At 68.8% G+C, this 17882-nt stretch carries 15 protein-coding genes; 2 read left to right on the top strand and 13 right to left on the bottom strand.

Features of this window, described 5'->3' with window-relative positions:
* Positions 1-884: 884 nt before the first annotated feature.
* The 3 genes from hemQ to hemE are packed head-to-tail and all read right to left on the bottom strand — an operon-like array spanning position 885 to position 4030.
* On the bottom strand, positions 885-1589 hold the full coding sequence (gene hemQ, locus ABDC78_RS12165; RefSeq protein ID WP_178360511.1) for a hydrogen peroxide-dependent heme synthase: 705 nt from the start codon (positions 1587-1589) through the stop codon (positions 885-887).
* Positions 1590-1619: 30 nt separating this feature from the next.
* Positions 1620-2969 carry a protoporphyrinogen oxidase gene (locus ABDC78_RS12160; RefSeq protein WP_178360510.1) on the bottom strand — a complete coding sequence of 450 codons (1350 nt, stop codon included), beginning with the start codon at positions 2967-2969 and terminating at the stop codon, positions 1620-1622.
* The gene (hemE, locus tag ABDC78_RS12155; protein WP_178360509.1) at positions 2966-4030 is read right to left on the bottom strand and encodes a uroporphyrinogen decarboxylase; all 1065 of its coding nucleotides are present in this window, start codon (positions 4028-4030) and stop codon (positions 2966-2968) included. The genes ABDC78_RS12160 and hemE overlap by 4 nt, the downstream gene beginning before the upstream one ends.
* Positions 4031-4160: 130 nt before the next feature.
* On the opposite strand from hemE, the gene ABDC78_RS12150 reads away from it, so the two are divergent.
* Both ABDC78_RS12150 and ABDC78_RS12145 read left to right on the top strand, forming a co-directional pair.
* Positions 4161-4697 (top strand): DUF3000 domain-containing protein, encoded by a 537-nt coding sequence (locus ABDC78_RS12150; RefSeq protein WP_218621132.1) that lies wholly within the window; start codon positions 4161-4163, stop codon positions 4695-4697.
* Between the two features lie 6 nt (positions 4698-4703).
* Positions 4704-6002, top strand: a complete 1299-nt coding sequence (locus ABDC78_RS12145; RefSeq protein WP_178360507.1) for a ribonuclease D — start codon at positions 4704-4706, stop codon at positions 6000-6002.
* On the opposite strand, the gene ABDC78_RS12140 is transcribed toward ABDC78_RS12145, so the two are convergent.
* The 10 genes from ABDC78_RS12140 to ABDC78_RS12095 are packed head-to-tail and all read right to left on the bottom strand — an operon-like array spanning position 5965 to position 17860.
* Positions 5965-8142, bottom strand: coding sequence for a thiamine pyrophosphate-dependent enzyme (locus tag ABDC78_RS12140; protein WP_178360506.1), 2178 nt, complete (start codon positions 8140-8142; stop codon positions 5965-5967). The two genes, ABDC78_RS12145 and ABDC78_RS12140, sit on opposite strands and share 38 nt — an antisense overlap.
* Positions 8143-8157: 15 nt before the next feature.
* Positions 8158-9351, bottom strand: a complete 1194-nt coding sequence (locus ABDC78_RS12135) for an acyl-CoA dehydrogenase family protein (RefSeq protein WP_178360505.1) — start codon at positions 9349-9351, stop codon at positions 8158-8160.
* Positions 9352-9376: 25 nt separating this feature from the next.
* Positions 9377-10612, bottom strand: a complete 1236-nt coding sequence (locus ABDC78_RS12130) for an amidohydrolase family protein (protein ID WP_178360504.1) — start codon at positions 10610-10612, stop codon at positions 9377-9379.
* Positions 10609-11736: an FUSC family protein gene (locus tag ABDC78_RS12125; RefSeq protein WP_178360503.1), complete on the bottom strand. Its 1128-nt coding sequence runs from the start codon at positions 11734-11736 to the stop codon at positions 10609-10611. The genes ABDC78_RS12130 and ABDC78_RS12125 overlap by 4 nt, the downstream gene beginning before the upstream one ends.
* Positions 11723-12238 (bottom strand): (2Fe-2S)-binding protein, encoded by a 516-nt coding sequence (locus ABDC78_RS12120; protein ID WP_347133441.1) that lies wholly within the window; start codon positions 12236-12238, stop codon positions 11723-11725. Before ABDC78_RS12120 ends, ABDC78_RS12125 begins: the two co-directional genes overlap by 14 nt.
* Entirely contained in the window at positions 12228-13106 is an 879-nt protein-coding gene (locus tag ABDC78_RS12115; protein ID WP_178360501.1) for an FAD binding domain-containing protein, read from the bottom strand. The genes ABDC78_RS12120 and ABDC78_RS12115 overlap by 11 nt, the downstream gene beginning before the upstream one ends.
* A complete protein-coding gene (locus ABDC78_RS12110) occupies positions 13103-15442 on the bottom strand; it encodes a xanthine dehydrogenase family protein molybdopterin-binding subunit (RefSeq protein ID WP_256736259.1) in 2340 nt (779 codons plus the stop codon). Before ABDC78_RS12110 ends, ABDC78_RS12115 begins: the two co-directional genes overlap by 4 nt.
* Positions 15439-16230 carry an ABC transporter permease subunit gene (locus tag ABDC78_RS12105; RefSeq protein ID WP_178360500.1) on the bottom strand — a complete coding sequence of 264 codons (792 nt, stop codon included), beginning with the start codon at positions 16228-16230 and terminating at the stop codon, positions 15439-15441. Before ABDC78_RS12105 ends, ABDC78_RS12110 begins: the two co-directional genes overlap by 4 nt.
* Positions 16227-17084: an ABC transporter permease gene (locus ABDC78_RS12100; RefSeq protein WP_347133440.1), complete on the bottom strand. Its 858-nt coding sequence runs from the start codon at positions 17082-17084 to the stop codon at positions 16227-16229. The genes ABDC78_RS12105 and ABDC78_RS12100 overlap by 4 nt, the downstream gene beginning before the upstream one ends.
* The gene (locus ABDC78_RS12095; protein ID WP_218621122.1) at positions 17081-17860 is read right to left on the bottom strand and encodes an ABC transporter ATP-binding protein; all 780 of its coding nucleotides are present in this window, start codon (positions 17858-17860) and stop codon (positions 17081-17083) included. Before ABDC78_RS12095 ends, ABDC78_RS12100 begins: the two co-directional genes overlap by 4 nt.
* Between the last annotated feature and the right edge of the window lie 22 nt (positions 17861-17882).

Raw genomic sequence — 17882 nt, 5'->3', positions numbered from 1 at the left:
CGGCGCCGCCGATCGCCAGGAAGCCCCACGCATACCCGATTGAAATGGCCTCGTAGTACTGGTCCTGCACCGCCGTCACGTAGGCGAACGCGGTGTCGGAGGCAGCGATCAGAACCAATCCCACGGTCAGCAGTGCCGGTTTCGAGCGAGCCCCGGCAGGCGCGCGAACCAGCAGCAGCAGCGCGATGGTGACCACGGCGATGTCGGCGACGGGATAGGCCAGCGTCAGCGCCAGGGAGGTCGGTTCCATCACCTGTGCCGAGTACACGGTTCCCAGCAGGGTCACCCAGGCAGTGCCGAACAGGGCACCGGCCGTGATCACGCCGTCGAGCAGTACCCGAAGCCGCGTGGTGCGTGAGTAGTCGCCCAGCAGGAGTATCAGGGCGAGTCCGGCGCCGACGGGCAGTGCGGCGTAACCCAGGTCGGCCACCGACTGGAACTGCAGCGTTCCGCGGATCAGGCCGTTGTAACTCCAGACCAGTTGGCCTGCGGCAAATCCACCCAGGCCGACCGCCATGCAGGTCCACGCCGCGCGTCTTCTGCCCTCCGCCCGCCGTGCGGCAGCTACCGCGGATCCCACTGCGAACAGGGCGAGTGCCAGAACGGCCAGATCGGCCACGAACCGGACCACGGGTTCGCCGCTCCACCTGCTCAACTGCAGCGCAGTGAGACCGGCACCCACTGTGACGAGGGCTGCCGTCACCGCTCTGGCGTTCGGCATCGGACGATGCTAGCAACAGCGGGGGCCAGGAAGGCCAAATTTTAACGCCAACGTCACAGAGTCTTCAGCAACCAGAGAAAAGCGGTCCCCAGAACGGCGAGATGCTGGCAGCGTGTGCCACTTAGTTCCGCCGACGTGGCGGCACTGGCCTGTCAGCAAATGTCTACGGAAGCGACGTCACGAGTTGTTCGACCGAGACCCGCGGGCCGGTGAAGAACGGCGTCTCCTCGCGCACATGGCGCCGGGCATCGGTGGCGCGCAGATCGCGCATCAGGTCGACGATGCGGTGCAGCTCCGGCGCCTCGAAGGCCAGCAGCCACTCGTAGTCTCCCAGCGCGAACGACGGCACCGTGTTGGCCCGGACATCTTTGTAGTCCCGCGCTGCCATCCCATGCTCGGACAGCATCCGTCGACGCTCGTCGTCGGGTAGCAGATACCAGTCCAGCGATCGGACGAACGGGTAGACGCAGATGTAGGCGCCTGGCTCCTCACCGGCGAGGAACGCCGGGATGTGGCTCTTGTTGAACTCGGCCGGCCGGTGCAGCGCCACGTTGCTCCAGACCGCGGTCGACGCGCGGCCCAGCGTCGTGGTGCGGCGGAAATCCGAGTAGGTCGCCTGCAGGGCCTCGACGTTCTCGGCGTGGGTCCACATCATGAAGTCCGCATCGGCGCGCATCCCGGCGATGTCGTACAGACCGCGAACCACCACCCCGCTGTCCTCCTGGACTTTGAGGAACGTCGCCATCTCGTCGGCGACGGCCGCGCGCGCGTCGTCTTCATAGGCCAGCGCGCCCGGTCGCACGGAGAACACCGAGAACATCAGGTATCGGATGGTGGAGTTGAGCGCTTCGTAGTCGAGCTTGGCCATGGGCCTATCGTGCCACGTGCGCAGAAATCGTCAGCGGCCGTCGACCACCAGCGCCGCGGCCGCCCGGGTCGCGGACGCCACACAGGCCGGCACCCCGATCCCGTCCAGGTAGGCACCCGCCACCGCAAGCGTCGGCGGCAGCCCGGCGCGCAGTTCGGCGACCCTGTCGGCATGGCCCGGCCCGTACTGCGGCATCGCGTCGATCCAGCGGACGACCCGGTGATCCACCGGTTCGACCGAGATTCCGAACAGCGTCTTGAGGTCCTCCTCCGACCACGTCAGCAGCTCCTCGTCGCCGACGTTGCGTGCCACATCGTCGCTGAACCGACCGAACGACAACCGGAGCAGTTCGACGCTGCCACGGCGCCCCCACTTGCGCGACGACAGCGTCACCGCCTTGGTGCGCAACGGTCCCCGGCCTGCGACCAGCACACCGGACTGGTCGGGCAGCGGTGTGCCGCCCGGCAGTGCAAGGGCCACCACCGCCGCCGACGCCACCGGAATCGACGCCGCGACCGCCGCGCTGTTCGGAGCGAGGTCGGAGATCAGCGCGGGCAGACGCGGCGCCGGCACCGCGAGCACCACCCCGTCGGCCGGCCAGCGGGCTCCTTCGTCGTCGATCAACTCCCAGCCCCGCGGCGCGCGCTGCACGCCGCGGACGGCCACCTGCGCCCAGCGCAGGCCGGAGCGGCGCACCAGTTCGTCGAGCAGCACCGTGTAGCCGCCGTCGACGGCACCGAACACCGACCCGGTCAGCGGCGGCGGGAGCGCGGCGTTGACCGCGTCGGTCAGGTTGCGCGCGCCGCGATCCAGGGCCGCAGCGACCGTCGGGGCCGCTGCGCGGATCCCGATCGTCGCCGACGAACCCGAGTAGACCCCGGTCAGCAGCGGGTCCACCGACCGGATCACCACCTGTTCCCCGAAACGGTCGCCGACGAGGTCGGCGACCGACGGGTCGGCCCCCGGGCGCCAAGTGAACGGACGCCGGGGTTCGTCGAGCATCCAGCGGACCGTCGCGTCGTCGACCAGACCGGTCAGCGCGGCGGGCCGTGCCGGGATGCCGTTGACGGTGTCCTTGGGCAACGGATGCAACCGGCCCTCGCTGTAGATCAACGGCCGTGCTCCGGTGGTCGCGATCTGCTTACCCGAGAGGCCCAATTCGGCGAGCAGCGCAGGCACTTCCGGCCTGCGCGCCACGAAGGCCTCTGCGCCGACGTCCATCGGCTGCCCGCCGATCCGTTCGGTGCGCAGCACGCCACCGAGCCGATCGGCCGGATCCAGGACCGTGATGGATGCGTCAGGACCGGCTGCCACGCGCAATCGGTAGGCCGCTACGAGTCCTGAAATGCCGCCGCCGACAACACAATACGATGCACTCACAGCTCGTGCACCAAGGCGACCGCGTCGGTGATCACCTCTGGATCCGTCCCGGGCAGCACGCCGTGACCGAGGTTGAACACGTGCCCGGCGGCACCGGCGTCGACGGCGCGCCTGCCGTCCTCCACGACCGCCCGCACCGCGCGCTGCACGACAGGCCAGCCGGCCAGCAGCACCACCGGGTCCAGGTTGCCCTGCAGCGCGCAGCCTCGCTGCACACGCGCGGCGGCATCGGTCAGCGAGGTCCGCCAATCCACCCCCACGACTGCCGGCACCCCGTGTCCCGACACCGCCTCCGACATCGCGCCGAGCAGCTCGGCGGTACCCACCCCGAAGTGCGTCATCGGCACTCCGAAGTCAGCCAGCGAGGTGAACACACGAACACTGTGCGGCAGCACGTAGGCGCGGTAGTCGGCCAGGGACAACGTGCCCGCCCAGGAGTCGAACACCTGGATGGCGTCGACCCCGGCCTCGAGCTGGGTCCGCAGGAACCCGATCGTCACATCGGTGAGGGCCGTCATGAGCGCATGCCAGGTGGCCGATTCGCCCAGCATCATCGCCTTGGTGCGCTCGTGGTTGCGGCTCGGCCCGCCCTCCACCAGGTAGGACGCCAACGTGAACGGCGCACCGGCGAAGCCGATCAGCGGCACGTCACCCAGCGCAGAGGTCAGCTGGGTGATGGCGGTGGCGACCGGCGCCACCTGGTGGGGGTCGAGGGGGTTGATCGCGCGGACGTCGTCGGGGGTGCGGATGGGGTGGTCGATCACCGGGCCGACGTCCGGGACGATGTCCAGTGCGATCCCGGCGGCGCGCAGCGGCACCACGATGTCGGAGAACAGAATCGCGGCGTCGACGCCGTGCCTGCGCACCGGCTGCAGCGTGATCTCGGTGATCAGGTCGGCGTCGAAACAGGCCTGCATCATCGTGTTCTTGGCCCGAAGCGCCCGGTACTCGGGCAGCGATCGTCCTGCCTGCCTCATCATCCACACCGGGAGCCGGCGGGGCTTGCGACCGCTGGCGGCGGCAAGGTAGGTCGATTCGGGCAGCTCGCGGCGCGTATTCATCGCTCCCTATGCTGCCATGGCCCGTCCGGTGCCAATCGGCGCGCCACGAGCACAGACCTGCCCGAATGGACTAGCGTCAATCGTCGTGACCACCGCCGAACCGGCTCAATTCCGTGAAGCGGTGGCGGCGATGAATGCCACCACCGTGCGACCGGAGATCGAGCTCGGCCCGATCCGACCGCCGCAGCGGCTCGCGCCGTTCAGCTACGCCTTGGGCGCCGAGGTCAAGCACGCCGAGACGGCGATCATCCCGGAGCGCTCCGAAGGAGATGCGTTCGGCCGGCTCATCCTGCTGCACGACCCCGAAGGCGCCGAGGCCTGGGACGGCACCATGCGTCTGGTCGCCTACATCCAGGCCGATCTGGACTCCAGCGAGGCTGTCGACCCATTGCTCCCCGAGGTCGCCTGGAGCTGGCTGGTTGATGCGCTCGAGGAGCGTTCCGAGCACGTCACCGCCCTGGGCGGCACCGTCACCGCCACCACCTCGGTCCGCTACGGAGACATCTCGGGGCCCCCGCGCGCCCACCAACTCGAGCTGCGCGCCTCCTGGACCGCGACCACGCTGGAACTCGGCCCCCACGTCGAAGCGTTCTGCGAAGTCCTCGAGCACGCCGCCGGCCTGCCCCCTGACGGGGTGACCGACCTGAACTCCCGCAGCCGCGCCTGACTCCACATGTCCGAAATCGAGGCAGAGGGCCCCGCCATCGACTCCGTGCCCACTGAGGCTGCCGGCGACCCTGAGCCGCCCGAACCCGAGGCCACCCCGCTGCTGGCGCCTCGCGAAGGGGTACCGGAGGTGTCGGTCAGTCGCTACGAAATCGCCAGGGCCGCAAACGTTCTGGCGGCCGGCAGCGGGCCGTTCGCGGTGGACGCCGAGCGGGCGTCAGGCTTCCGCTACTCCAACCGCGCCTACCTGGTGCAGATCCGCCGCGCGGGTGCCGGCACCGTCCTGATCGACCCGGTCATGCACGGTGGGGATTCCCTCGAGGTGATGGCCCCGGTGGCCGAGGTGCTGGCCACCGACGAATGGGTGTTGCACGCCGCCGATCAGGACCTGCCGTGTCTGGCCGAGATCGGTATGCGCCCCACCGCGCTCTACGACACCGAACTCGCCGGGCGGCTCGCCAACTTCGACCGGGTCAACCTGGCCGCGATGGTGCAACGCCTGCTCGGACTGCAGTTGACCAAGGGCCACGGTGCCGCTGACTGGTCCAAGCGGCCGTTGCCCGACGACTGGCTCAACTACGCCGCGCTCGACGTCGAGGTTCTCGGCGAGCTTCGTGACGCGATCGCCGCGATACTCGAGGAACAGGGCAAATCCGACTGGGCGAGGCAGGAATTCGAGTTCCTGCGCACGTTCGAAGGCACCCCGACCAGACGTGATCGGTGGCGTCGCACCTCCGGTATCCACAAGATCCGCAATCCGCGGGCCCTGGCTGCGGTGCGCGAACTGTGGACCACCCGCGACCAGATCGCCCGGCGGCGCGACATCGCGCCGGGCCGCATCCTGCCGGACAGCGCGATCGTCAACGCCGCCACCGTCAATCCCGACAGCGTCGACAAACTCACCGAGTTGCCGGTGTTCGGTGGACCCAAGCAGCGGCGCAGCGCCCAGGTGTGGCTCGAAGCGCTGGAGCGGGCCCGAACCACCACCGATCCGCCCATCGCCTCCGAGGCGTCCAACGGCCCGCCGCCCGCGTCGCGGTGGGCGCGACGCAAACCCGAGGCGGCCGCCCGGTTGGAGGCTGCGAAAGCCGGATTGAACGAAGTCGCACAACGTGTTTCGGTGCCCGTCGAGAATCTGTTGTCTCCGGAGATCGTGCGACGACTGTGCTGGGACTGGGAACCGACCGAGGACACCGCGGCCGCAGTGGAGGAGTTCCTGCAGAATTCGGCTGCGCGTCAGTGGCAGCGCGAGTTGACGGTGCCGGTTCTCACCGTTGCGCTGACGGCCGATGCTGGACCAGCTTGAGCGCTGCCGCCTCGATCGTCTCCTCGGACAGCAGCACCTGCAGCGCCGCATCGCCGAGCGGGATGAAGCTGTCGTGGCTGGCCACCCGCGCCAGCGCGCCTGTGTATCCGTGGTCGATCAACGCGGTCAGCACGCCCTCGCTGACGCCGCCGCCCTCACGTGTCTCGTCGACCACGAGCACCCGACCGGTCGCGTGAGCTTCGGCGAGGATGTCCGCCACCGGCAGTGGTGCGAGCCAGCGGAGATCGACCACCCGCACCGCGACGTCGAGGTCAGCGAGTCGGCGTGCGACGCGCAGACTCATCCGGACACCGTTTGCGAATGTCAGGATCGTCAGATCGCGGCCGTCGCCGTAGGTTCGGGCGCGACCGATCGGCACGACTCCCCCGCCGTCACCGGTAAGCCACAGATCGTCGCCGTCCTCGTACAGGTCCCGCGTGTGGTACAGCGCGATCGGCTCGAGGAACAGGCACACCACCCCGGCCGTGCGAGCCGCGAGGACGCACGCCCGCATCATCGCCGCGGCGTCGTCGGGTCGCGCCGGGGATGCCACCACCACCCCGGGTAGATCGCGGATGGCCGTGATCGAGTTGTCGTTGTGGAAGTGGCCGCCGAACCCCTTCTGGTAGCCGTATCCCGCGATGCGCACCACCATCGGGTTGCGGTATTGGCGGTCGGAGAAGAACTGCAGCGTCGCGCCCTCACCGCGGATCTGGTCCGCGGCGTTGTGGAGGTAAGCCAGGTACTGGATCTCCGGAATCGGGACGAGCCCCGAAACTCCCGCTCCGAGAGCGAGTCCCAGGATCGACTGCTCGTCGAGCAGGGTGTCGAACACCCGGGGGGTGCCTGCTGTGGCCTGCAGCCCGCGCGTCACGCCGTACACGCCGCCTTTGCGGCCCACGTCCTCGCCGAACACCAGCGTCTCGGGGTGCTCGCGGAGCGCATCCCGCAGCGCGCGGTTGATGGCCTGCGCCACCGAGATCGGTGCCTCGTCAGCGTCGGTGACCGGTTGCTTCGCGGCGGCAGTGGTCACGCTGACGGCCTCGGCGATGGCGTCACGCAGCGGCGTCATCACCGCGTGCGGGCTGTCCAGCTGCGCCAGGTCGACGACCTCGGTCGCCAGGGCGAGCACTTCGGCGCGTTTCGCCTCGTACTCGTCGAGCACCTGCTGCGGTGTCAGCACACCCGCGGCGACCAGCAGCCGCGATGTGCACAGCACCGGATCGCGGGCGTAGTCGGCGGTGATCTCGTCACCCTTGCGGTAGCTCGGCTCGTAATCCGAGCCGGCATGACCCATCAGCCGGACCGTGCGCAGGTGCAGAAAAGCCGGACGACGTTGGGTGCGAACGTATTCGGCGGCCGCAGCTGCGACGGTCAGCACCTCGGGCAGGTTCGTGCCGTCGGCGGTGAAGTACTTCAGGTCGGCACGGTCACCGTAGGTTCGTGCGATCCATCCCTGGGGGGTCCGCACACTGATGCCGATGCCGTTGTCCTCACAGACGAACAGCAGCGGCATGGGCATGCCCTGGTAGGCGGTGTGCATCGCGGCGTTGATGGCGCCGACCGCGGTCGAGTGGTTGGCCGATGCGTCCCCGAAACTGCACACCGCCAGCGCATCGGCCGGCCAGGCGCAGTCGACTTTCAGCTTGCGGGCCCGCGCGATGGAGAAGGCGACGCCGACCGCCCGCGGCAGGTGCGACGCGATGGTCGAGGTCTGCGGGATCACGGCGAGGTCGTGTCTGCCGAACACCTTGTGCCGGCCTCCGGAGATCGGCTCGTCGGTCGCGGCGACCAGGCCGAGCAGCACGTCGCGCAGTGGGTCACTGCCTTCGACCTGCCGCGCGCGGGCGAGGTAGAAGCCACCGGACCGGTAGTGCAGCAGGGCCGGGTCGGTAGGTCGCAGCGCAGCCGCCACCGCTGCGTTGCTCTCGTGGCCCGCCGACCCGATCGTGTAGAAGCCCTTGCCCTTCGATCTGAGCCAGCGCGCGGCCAGGTCGAGGTGCCTGCTGCCGAGCTGGGCGTCGAAGGTGTCGAGGCAGTTTTGGGCCGAGACTCCCTGCAGAACATCGGTGTCGGCCACCCTGGGCGCCGTCAGCGACGCGACAGTCGCGGTGAAGTGTTCGTCGATCGGTTCGGCCACGGCAACTCCCCGATGTCAGCGGAACGCGGCAGTGCCGGTGAGGGCCTGCCCGATCATCAGCGTATGCATTTCGCTGGTGCCTTCGTAGGTCATCACCGATTCCAGGTTGTTGGCATGGCGCATCACCGGGTACTCGCCGGTGATGCCGCTGGCGCCCAGGATGGTGCGGGCCGTGCGGGCGATCGTGATGGCTTCCCGGACATTGTTGAGCTTGCCCAGGCTGACCTCTTCGGGACGCAACCCGTCGGTGTCCTTGGCGCGGCCGAGATGAAGGGCGAGCAGGAAACCCTTGCCGTACTCGAGCGTCATGTCCGCGAGCTTCTGCTGGGTGAGCTGGAATCCGCCGATGGGACGGTCGAACTGCATGCGTGACTGGGCGTAGGTCAGCGCGGTCTCCAGGCAGTCCCGGGCGGCACCCACCGCGCCGAACACGATGCCGAACCTGGCCTCGTTGAGGCAGCTCAACGGGGCCCGCAGGCTTGTGGCGCCCGGCAGTCGCGCGCTGTCGGGCAGTCGGACGTTCTCCAACACGAGCTCACTGGTCACCGATGCGCGCAGGGACATCTTCGCCTTGATGGGGTGCGCGGTGAAGCCGGCGGTGTCGGTGGGAACTGCGAAGCCGCGCACACCGTCATCGGTGCGCGCCCACACGATCGCCACGTCGGCGACCGACCCGTTGGTGATCCACATCTTCGTGCCGTTGAGGATCCAGTCGTCTCCGGATCGGGTGGCGCGGGTGCGCATCCCCGCCGGGTTCGAGCCGAAGTCGGGTTCGGTGAGCCCGAAGCACCCGATCTTGCGCCCCGCCGCCATCTCGGGCAGCCACTGCTGCTTCTGGTCCTCGCTGCCGAACGCGTGCAACGCGAACATCGCCAGTGAACCCTGGACGCTAACCAGCGAGCGGATGCCGGAGTCGCCGGCTTCCAGTTCCAAGCAGGCCAGCCCGTAGGCGACCGCCGAGGTGCCCGCGCAACCGTAGCCCTCCAGGTGCATGCCGAGCAGCCCGAGTTCTCCGAGCTCGGTGGCGAGCTCGCGGACGGGCAGCTCACCCTCCTCGTACCAGGCCGCGATGTCCGGAGCGATCCGGCTCTTCACCAGCGCGCGCACCGTGTCACGGATCTGGCGTTCCTCGTCGTCGAGCAGGCTGTCGATACGCAGCAGCACGTCCGGAGTGGTCGGTCCGGTGTGCGGGGCGGGCTGGCGGGACATGTGTCTCCTCACATCGTCGGGGTGGTCAGCAGCAACCGGAAGCGTGGGCTCCGACCGCCGCCGGGCGGGGGGTTTCGTGGCGCACGGCGGCGCCTCGCCAGGTGACCGAGCGGCTCGGGGGTGGTGTCTGCTCGCTGCGCGTGGTGACCAGCGGTACACCGTCGACGAGCACGGTGGCGATGCCCGGCAGATCACCGAGGGCAAACGCCTCCAGCGCATCGGTGGCGCCGGAACCCGTGATCGGGCCCAGGACAAGCAGATCCGCTGCCCTGCCCTCGGCGATCACGCCGGTCTCCAGTCCGTGCGCCCGTGCGGTCTGTCCGGTGGCCGCGGCGACTGCCGAGACCGGGTCGACGCCGCACACCGATGCCAGATAGCAGATGTTGCGCAGCATGCCGCGCGGGATCACGCCGGTGCCGCCGGGGGTGTCGGTGCCCAGGGTGAGGCGGTCGAGCCTGCCGCGCCGGCTCAGTTCGACGGCGACGACCATGGTGGCCCGGTAGTTGTTCGAACTGCACACCTCGACGTAGGTGTCGGGCAACCTGTCGATGATCTCGACGATGTCGGCGTCCGGTGGCGGGATCGGGCCGCCGGAGATGTGACCGACGATGTCGGGCTCGACCGCGACCACGACGTCGGCGCCGGCGACCCGGCTCGAGCCGGACCGCGACATCCCGCCGGAGTGCAGCTTGACGGTCATTCCGCGCTCGTGCGCCCAGCGCACGTATCGCTGAGCCTCGCCGTCGCCGAGGCGATTCCAGTCGTAGAAGATGAACTTGAGCTGATCGATGCCCTCACGTTGAGCCCGGTCGAAATGCTCCTCGGTCATGCCGGGCACCAGCAGCACCGTCCCGGCGTTCACCTTGACACCGGACGGCCGCATCCGCCCGGTGGTGTGCTTCGAGGTGATCGCGATGCTGAGCACCAGCTCCGGGGTCAGCGCGTCGAAAGCCAGCCCGGGGATGTGCAATTCACCGGCGGACACCATCGAGGTCGTACCGCCGTGCAGATAGTTGCCGATCCAGCCGACCGCGTTCTGCGCCGGGGTCCATTCTCCGAAGGTCGGGTGGATGTGGCCGTCGACCAGGCCCGGCATCACGGTCAACCCGCCTGCCGACAGCACCCGGTCGGGTGCCGCCGCGTCGACGCCGATCCCGGCGATGACCCCGTCCTCGACAACGAGCGTGGTGTCGCGGACCGGCGCAACCGCGGGGTCGCCGTGCACCAGAAGGCCGATGTCCTCCACGAGCAGCGTCGTCACCTAGACCTCCTTGATTGGATATCGTATACACTATCCGACGTGACCGGCTCACGGAAATCGCCCCTCCGGACCCGAGAACCGATGCGGGCCAAGGCCGGAACGCCGAACACCACCACCAGCACGATCGCCGCGCCTGCCAGATTCATCGCCAGCCGGACACCGCCCTCGTACCACGGAAAGAGCAGCGGATACTCGCTGATCATCAGCAGCACCGGCGGTCCGGTGACGGCCCACCACGTGTAGTTGACCGGGCGCAGAGCCATCGCGAGTGTGAACAGGACCACGGTCAGGACGGCGACGACGGCGACCGACGGGTGCACGCCCAGCAGGACAGCGGCGATCACAGCGCCCAGCGTGTTTCCCGAGAGTCGTTGCGCAAGGCGCATTCCGGTGTCACTTGCAGTGGGCTGCACAGTGAGGATCACACTCGTGATGAGCCAGTGCCCACCGACCAGAGCGTCGGGCAACAGGCCGGCCAGGCTCACCGCGGCCGCGACCGCGATGCCGACCCGCAGCATGTGCGGCCACGGTTTCTGCCGGCCCGCTGCCGCACTGCTCGCCGGCGGCGGTTCGCCCCGGGTTCGGCGCAGGGCCTCGGCGCACCCGAACCACGCTCCCCACGCGATCACCACGACCAGCGCGCCGAGCACATAGGGCAGCAGCGCTTCGGTGACGCGGCCGGGGTCCGAACCCGCCGGCCCCGTCGGCATGTCGACGGCGATCAGCACCACTGCGAGCCCGGCGGTCGGACCCACGCGCGCGAGCGCCGCCCCGCAGACCGCTGCCGCAACCGTCGCCGCGGCGAGCGCCACCGGATGCCCGGTCGTCAGGATCGCCACCACCGCACCGATCAACACCGTGCAGCCACGAATCGTCATCGTGGACAGGGCCGCACGCCACGTCAGAGGCAGCGACGGGACCGCCGTCAGCACAAAACCCAAGCCCACGGCCGAACCCCACTCGGCGTGACCGAAGGCGGCGGTCACGGCGAGAATCGCGCCGAGAGCCACGGCCAGCCACGCGGCCATCCCCCACCTGCTCGCGCCGACGGGCCGCAGCATCTCCGCGATGCGGCTTCGTCCGGCAGACGGCGACGTCGCCGGCGCTGCGTCAGGAGTCGTCACCGTCCGCACCGTCCGGCGGCGCGGCCACAGCGTCCAGCACCGCGGCCACGATGCCCTGGTATCCCGTGCACCGGCAGATGTTGCCGGACAACGCTTCTCGAACAGAATCTGCGGTCAGTGGTTTCTCGGCGTCCGGGTCGCGCAGCAACTCGACCGCCGAGACCAGGAATCCTGGCGTGCAGAAGCCGCACTGCAGACCGCCACGCTCGGAGAACGCTCGCCTCAGCCGCGCAGCCTCCTCGAACTGATCGAGACCCTCGACGGTGTCGACGCGCAGACCGTCCACCTGGACCGCGAGCATCAGACAGGCACGTGCCGAGCGACCGTCGACGAATACCGAGCACGCGCCACACACCCCGTGTTCGCATCCCAGGTGGGTGCCCGTCAGCCCGAGTTCGTCGCGCAGGAAGTCGGCCAGCGTCAACCGTGCGGGCACCGAGCGCTTGACGGGTGCGCCGTTCACCGTCACCGAGATCGTCACGACGGCAGCATCATTGGTCACTGGGATCTCCTGCCCGCCCGCAGGCGCGTCGGTGAGCATCGGTGAGGGACTCGTCGAGCGCAGCTGCGCACAGTCGGCGCGCGTAGTCGGCATCGTCGGCGGTCGGCTCGATGCCGGTGGCCCAGTGGTCCGCAAGATCCCGCCACAACCGCTCCGTCGGTGTCCACCCGACGACGTCGTCGCCGACGAAGAGCAGCGGCCGATCCGCCACGCCCAACACCCCGGCGCGCACCGCGCCGATCCGGCCGTCCGGGTCCAGGGTCAGCAGGCAAGCGGCCCCGGCCAGGCCGTAGTCTCCGTGCTGCCGGGCGTATTCGACGAATCCCCAGCCCTGGTCGGCTTTGATCGCGGGTACCGAGATCCAGGTGACCATCTCTTCGGGCGACATCGCGTTGGTGTAGACCGACACGAACATTTCGTCTGCCGTGATCTGACGCCGTCCCGACGTCGCCGACTCCACATGGAAGGTGGCGTCGAGAACCAATGTCGCCAGCGGGATCTCGGCTGCGGGGTCGGCATGTGCCACCGAACCGCCGATGGTGCCGCGATTGCGGATCCCGACATGTCCGATGTATCGCGCGGCGTCGGAGAGCAACGGCGCCCGCGCGGCGACGAGCGGGTCCACCTCGACGGTGCGGTGAGTGACCAAAGCGCCCAGCACCAGGTCGTCGGTGTCGTCGAAGATCCTCCGGAGTTCGCTGAGGCGGCCGATGTCGATGACCGCCGACGGGCGCGCCAGGCGCAGGTTCATCAGCGTCAGCAGCGACTGCCCACCTGCAAGCAGCTTGGCCTCGGGGTCGTGTGCCAACAGACCCAACGCCTCGGACACCGAATCGGGCCGGTGGTAGTCGAATTCGGTGGGCTTCACGACGCGACTCCCGCCAGGGCCCGGCAGAGCTCACCCGACGCGACGGGCGTCGTGGTCACGTGGAAGCCGTTCCCCAGCGCGTCATCCACAGCGGCGGCCACCGCCGAGTACACCGCGATGGTGCCGCTCTCCCCCGCCCCGCGGACACCGATCGGATTGCTCGGGGTGTCGACGTGCAGGTGGCTGACCGTCACATCGGGCATATCGGTGGTCAGCGGCAGGTGGTAGGCCGCGAATGTCGTCGACGTCGGTTCACCCGTCGGCGAGTAACGCCACGCCTCGAACAGCGCCCCGCCGATGCCCTGGGCCACCCCACCCACGATCTGACCTTCGACGATGCGTGGGTTGATCTCGCGGCCCCCTTCGTGGGAGACGGCATAGCGCAACACCTTCACGATGCCGGTGCGGCGGTGCACACCGAGGATCACCGCATGCACACCCATCGTCCACGTCACCGTGGACACCCGGTAGACCGTCGTGACGTCCAGAGCCGCGCCACGCTCGCCGGCGCCGCCGACCCGTCCGGCCGCGGCCAACTCCTCCCAGCCGACCGCCCGGGCCCCGACGGTGAAACGACCGCCGGAGTAGTCGACGCGGCCGACGCCCATCAACTCCGCGGCGCGATGCGACGCGAGGTCGATCAGCTCGCCGCAGGCCTGGTGCACCGCCGACCCGGCCAGGATCGCCGAGCGGCTGGCGAACGTGCCGACGCCGTCCGGCAATCGTTCGGTATCGGAGGCCACGTAGCGCACCTGTGCGAGCGGGACCCCGAGCGCGTCGGCCGCGACCTGCGCGAAGACCGTTTCGTGTCCCTGTCCCGCTGATGCCGCACCCGCGGTCACCTCGAATCGGCCCGACGGCAGCAGCCGCACCCGCGCGGTTTCGTGGGGTCCCCGGCCCGTCGCCTCCAGATAGGACGACAGCCCGTAACCGATGTGGTGGTGCGGGTTCTCGGCGGCGCACACGCCGATCTCGGACCGTGGCAGCGCAGCGGTCACCGACTCCAGGCAAGCGCGGTAGTCGCCGCCGTCGTAGGCGATCGGCACCCCGTCGCGGTACGGGATCGGCCGGCGGTAGGGCATGTCCGCGGCTGTCAGCAGGTTGCGCCTGCGGATCTCCTCGCCCGAGATACCGACGGCCGCGGCCGCGGCGTCGAGGCTGCGCTCGAGTGAGAAGGTCGCCTCGGGGCGGCCTGCGCCCCGGTATTGCGCCACAAGGGTTTTGTTCGTCAGTGCGGCACGCCCCCGGACATGCACGGCGGGAATCCGGTAGGGCCCCATCAGGTGCACTGCGGTGTTGGCGATGATGCCTGCGACCCACAGACTGCCTGCACCGATGTCCACGACGAAGTCGACGTCCCAGGCCAGGATCCGGCCGTCGGCGTCCACGGCCAACCGCGCACGGTGCAGTTGGTCTCGGGCCTGCGCGCTGGCGACCAGATGCTCTTGGCGGTCCTCGACCCAGATCAGGCGCCGACCGGTGTGCCTGGCCAACACGGCCAGCACGATCTCCTCGCCGTAGACGTTGGCCTTGGTGCCGAAGCCGCCGCCGACGTCGGGCACGCTGACCTTGACGGCCTCGTGGGTCCAGCCCGTGACAGCACAGATCGCGTTGCGCACCATGTGCGGGACCTGTGTCGAGGTGTGCAGCTCCACGCGGTCCTCATGGCTGCTGAAATCCGCCAGCACACCCCGGCATTCGAGAGGCACAGCACCGTGCCGTTCCATCCGGTAGGTGCCCCCGACAACGTGCGCTGCCCGGTCGAACGCGGTGCCGGGGTCTCCGAAGTCGTACTCGAGTGCGGCCGCCTGGTTGTCGGGCAGGTGCTCGAACAACGTGGCACTGGTGGGGTCGAACGCGGCGAGAGCGTCCATGACCGGCGGTAGCGGTTCGTAGGACACCACGACGTTCTCGGCGGCGTCCTCGGCGATGTACCGGTCGTCGGCGACCACCACCGCGATCGGCTGTCCGACATAGTGGACCCGGTCCGAGGCCAGGATCGGCAACCTCTGCTCGGCCAGGACCAGCGCCGTGGCCGCGGTGAAGTCGGGATCCGGTGTGGTCAGCGACGGGATCGGGGCGCCCTCGAGTCCGAGGGCATCCGCCCCGAATATGCCGTGCACGCCGGGCATCCCGTCGGCGGCGGTGGTGTCGACACCGGTGATCCTGGCATGGGCCTGCGTGGACCGGATGAACACGACGTGCTGCGCACCCGCGGCGTGGTCGGCGAGGAACATGCCGTTCCCGCCGAGCATGCGGTCGTCCTCCCGCCGCCGCACCGAGCTACCGACCCATTCGCGGGCGGCGCCCGGATTCGATGCGTCGGAGGTACTCAATGAATTCGTTTCTCCCACTGCCACAGGGCGATCGAGATGCCGAACGAGATGGTGATCAGCAGCATGATGGTCGCGACCATCGACGGGTAGTCGCCGTGGCTGTACGCCTGTAGCACCACCCGGCCCAGCCCGCGCCTGGTCGCGAAGAACTCCGAGAGCACCACACCGACGACGGCCAGGCTGACGGCCAACCGGATGCCGGTGAGCAAGGGCCGGCGAATCGCCGGGAAGATGATGTGCACCAGCGTCTGCCACGCGTTGGCGCGTACCGAACGGGCGAGCTTCCAGTAGACCTTCGGGATCTCCTGTACGCCGGTGGACACATTGATCAGCACCGGGAAGAGCGCGAACAGCACACCCATCACGACCTTGGATCCCGACAGGCTGAAGATGGGCAGCAGCACCGGGTACAGCACGATCTTCGGAATGCCGTTGAGCATGATGATGAGCGGCTCGAAGATCAGACGCATCCTGCTCGACAGGCCGAGCACCAGGCCGATACCGCCGCCGACGGCGGTGCCGACGACAAACGCCATCGCCACCGATTGTGCTGTCACGCGCAGGTCGAACAGGTAGGCGGGGTCCGAGAGGTTCTCGAACAGCACGGTCAGCGTCTGCAGCGGTGACGGAATGACGAACGTCAGTCCGGACACCACTTCCCAGGCGATGACCACCACCACGGCGACCACGCTGGCCCCGAAGAACTGGCTGCCGAGGACCTTCCGTGCCGAGAATCGTGGTGCGGCGGCGGTTTCGGTGTCCGGATCGGCGGGAAGCGTGGCGGTCATGCGTTCCTCCCTCGCAACAGCACCCGTTCGACGGCGGCGAGCGCGACAGTCAACAGGCAGGACAGCACGAGCACCACGACGATATAGGCGAACATCTGGATGTTGTCGAAGATCTCGTACAGGTAGCGGATGCGATAGCCGAGACCGGCCTGCGCGGTGGTGAACTCCATCGCGATGGTGCCGATCAGCGCGTACACGACCGCGAGCCGCAGACCCGCGACGATGTAGGGACCGGCGGCGGGAATGGCGATGGCGAACAGCGTCTGCCGCGGCGACGTGCGCAGCGAGCGGGCGAGTTTCATGTAGACGGGCGGCATCTGGTTCAGGCCGACGGCCGTGTTCAGCGCCATCGGGATGGCTGCCATGATCGTGGCCAGGATGATCACCGACATCGCATTGATGCCGACGAGCACGATCATCACCGGGTAGAAAAGCACCAGCGGCACGGCGTAGAACGACACGAGGTAGGGCTCGAACACCCGGCCCAGCAGCGGAACCTTCCAGAACAGCAGTCCCGCAGCGAATCCCAGCAGACACCCGAACAGGATCGAGGCGGCGACCTCGATGCCGGTGCGTCGCGCGTCGAGCCAGAACTGCGGTTCGGTGAGCAGTCTGCCGAGCTCAGCGAAGATGACCGACGGTGCGGGGAGCACGTTGTCGTTCCACCATCCTGCGCGCGAACCGATCTCGGCGATCGCGATGAACAGCAGGATCAGCGCGACGGTCGAGCCCACGCTGAATGCCAGCGTGCCGAACCGGCGCCCCCGCGGTGGCGGCGGAGCACCGGGTGAGGTGGGGGCCTCAGCGGGCAGATCGTCCGCCGCCGCGACGGACTTGGTGGATGCCGCGGTCACGTCCGCGCCGATTCCTGCTGCTTGAAGCCACGCATCGATTCGGCTTGCAGAGAGCCCCAGATCCGGTTGTGCAGTTCGTTGAAGCGTGGCGTGGACACCACGCCCGCATCGCGTTCGCCGGGTAGGTCGATGTCGACGACGTCGATGATGCTTCCGGGTCGGTAGGACATCACCCACACCTGCTGTGACAACAGGATCGCCTCGGAGATGTCGTGGGTGACGAACATGATCGTCTGTTTCGTCCTGGCCCAGATCTGCCGCACCTCAGTACCGAGGAACAGTCGGGTCTGCTGGTCGAGCGCGGCGAACGGTTCGTCCATCAACACCACCTCGGGCTGCACCGCGAGGGTGCGCGCCAAGGCGACACGCTGGCGCATCCCACCGGAGAGCTGCGACGGGTAGGACTTCTCGAAGCCGCCCAGACCGACGAGTTCGATGGCGTCCGTGGTCCGCTTGCGCCGCTCCTGCTTCGGTACGCCGATCATCTCCATGGCGAAGGCGACGTTCTCCTCGACGGTCCGCCATGGCAGCGTCGAGTCCTCCTGAAACACCACACCGATCTTGGGGTCGGGGCCGGTGACGGGCCGGCCCCCGACGCTGACCGTCCCCGTGGTGGCCTTCTGCAGGCCGGCGACCACCGCCAGCAGGGTTGACTTGCCACACCCACTCGGCCCGACGATCGAGACGAAACTCGAGTGCGGCACGCTCTGGTCGATGTCGGTGACGGCTGTGATCCGCCGGGCGGCCGTGTCGAATACCACTGACAGGCCGGTCATCTCAATACCTTGCGATTCCAAG

Origin of the sequence: Mycobacterium sp. DL (assembly GCF_039729195.1) — a bacterium.
In the GTDB taxonomy this organism is placed as follows: Bacteria; Actinomycetota; Actinomycetes; order Mycobacteriales; family Mycobacteriaceae; genus Mycobacterium; species Mycobacterium hippocampi_A.
This window is presented reverse-complemented; position numbering and strand designations above follow the sequence as displayed.

Bases quoted from the DNA above. Each gene is read 5' to 3' on its own strand.
- hemQ (WP_178360511.1), bottom strand. From the start codon at position 1,589: ATGGCCAAGCTCGACTACGAAGCGCTCAACTCCACCATCCGATACCTG.
- hemE (WP_178360509.1), bottom strand. From the start codon at position 4,030: ATGAATACGCGCCGCGAGCTGCCCGAATCGACCTACCTTGCCGCCGCC.
- ABDC78_RS12150 (WP_218621132.1), top strand. From the start codon at position 4,161: ATGAATGCCACCACCGTGCGACCGGAGATCGAGCTCGGCCCGATCCGA.
- ABDC78_RS12145 (WP_178360507.1), top strand. From the start codon at position 4,704: ATGTCCGAAATCGAGGCAGAGGGCCCCGCCATCGACTCCGTGCCCACT.
- ABDC78_RS12135 (WP_178360505.1), bottom strand. From the start codon at position 9,351: ATGTCCCGCCAGCCCGCCCCGCACACCGGACCGACCACTCCGGACGTG.
- ABDC78_RS12105 (WP_178360500.1), bottom strand. From the start codon at position 16,230: ATGACCGCCACGCTTCCCGCCGATCCGGACACCGAAACCGCCGCCGCA.
- ABDC78_RS12095 (WP_218621122.1), bottom strand. From the start codon at position 17,860: ATGACCGGCCTGTCAGTGGTATTCGACACGGCCGCCCGGCGGATCACA.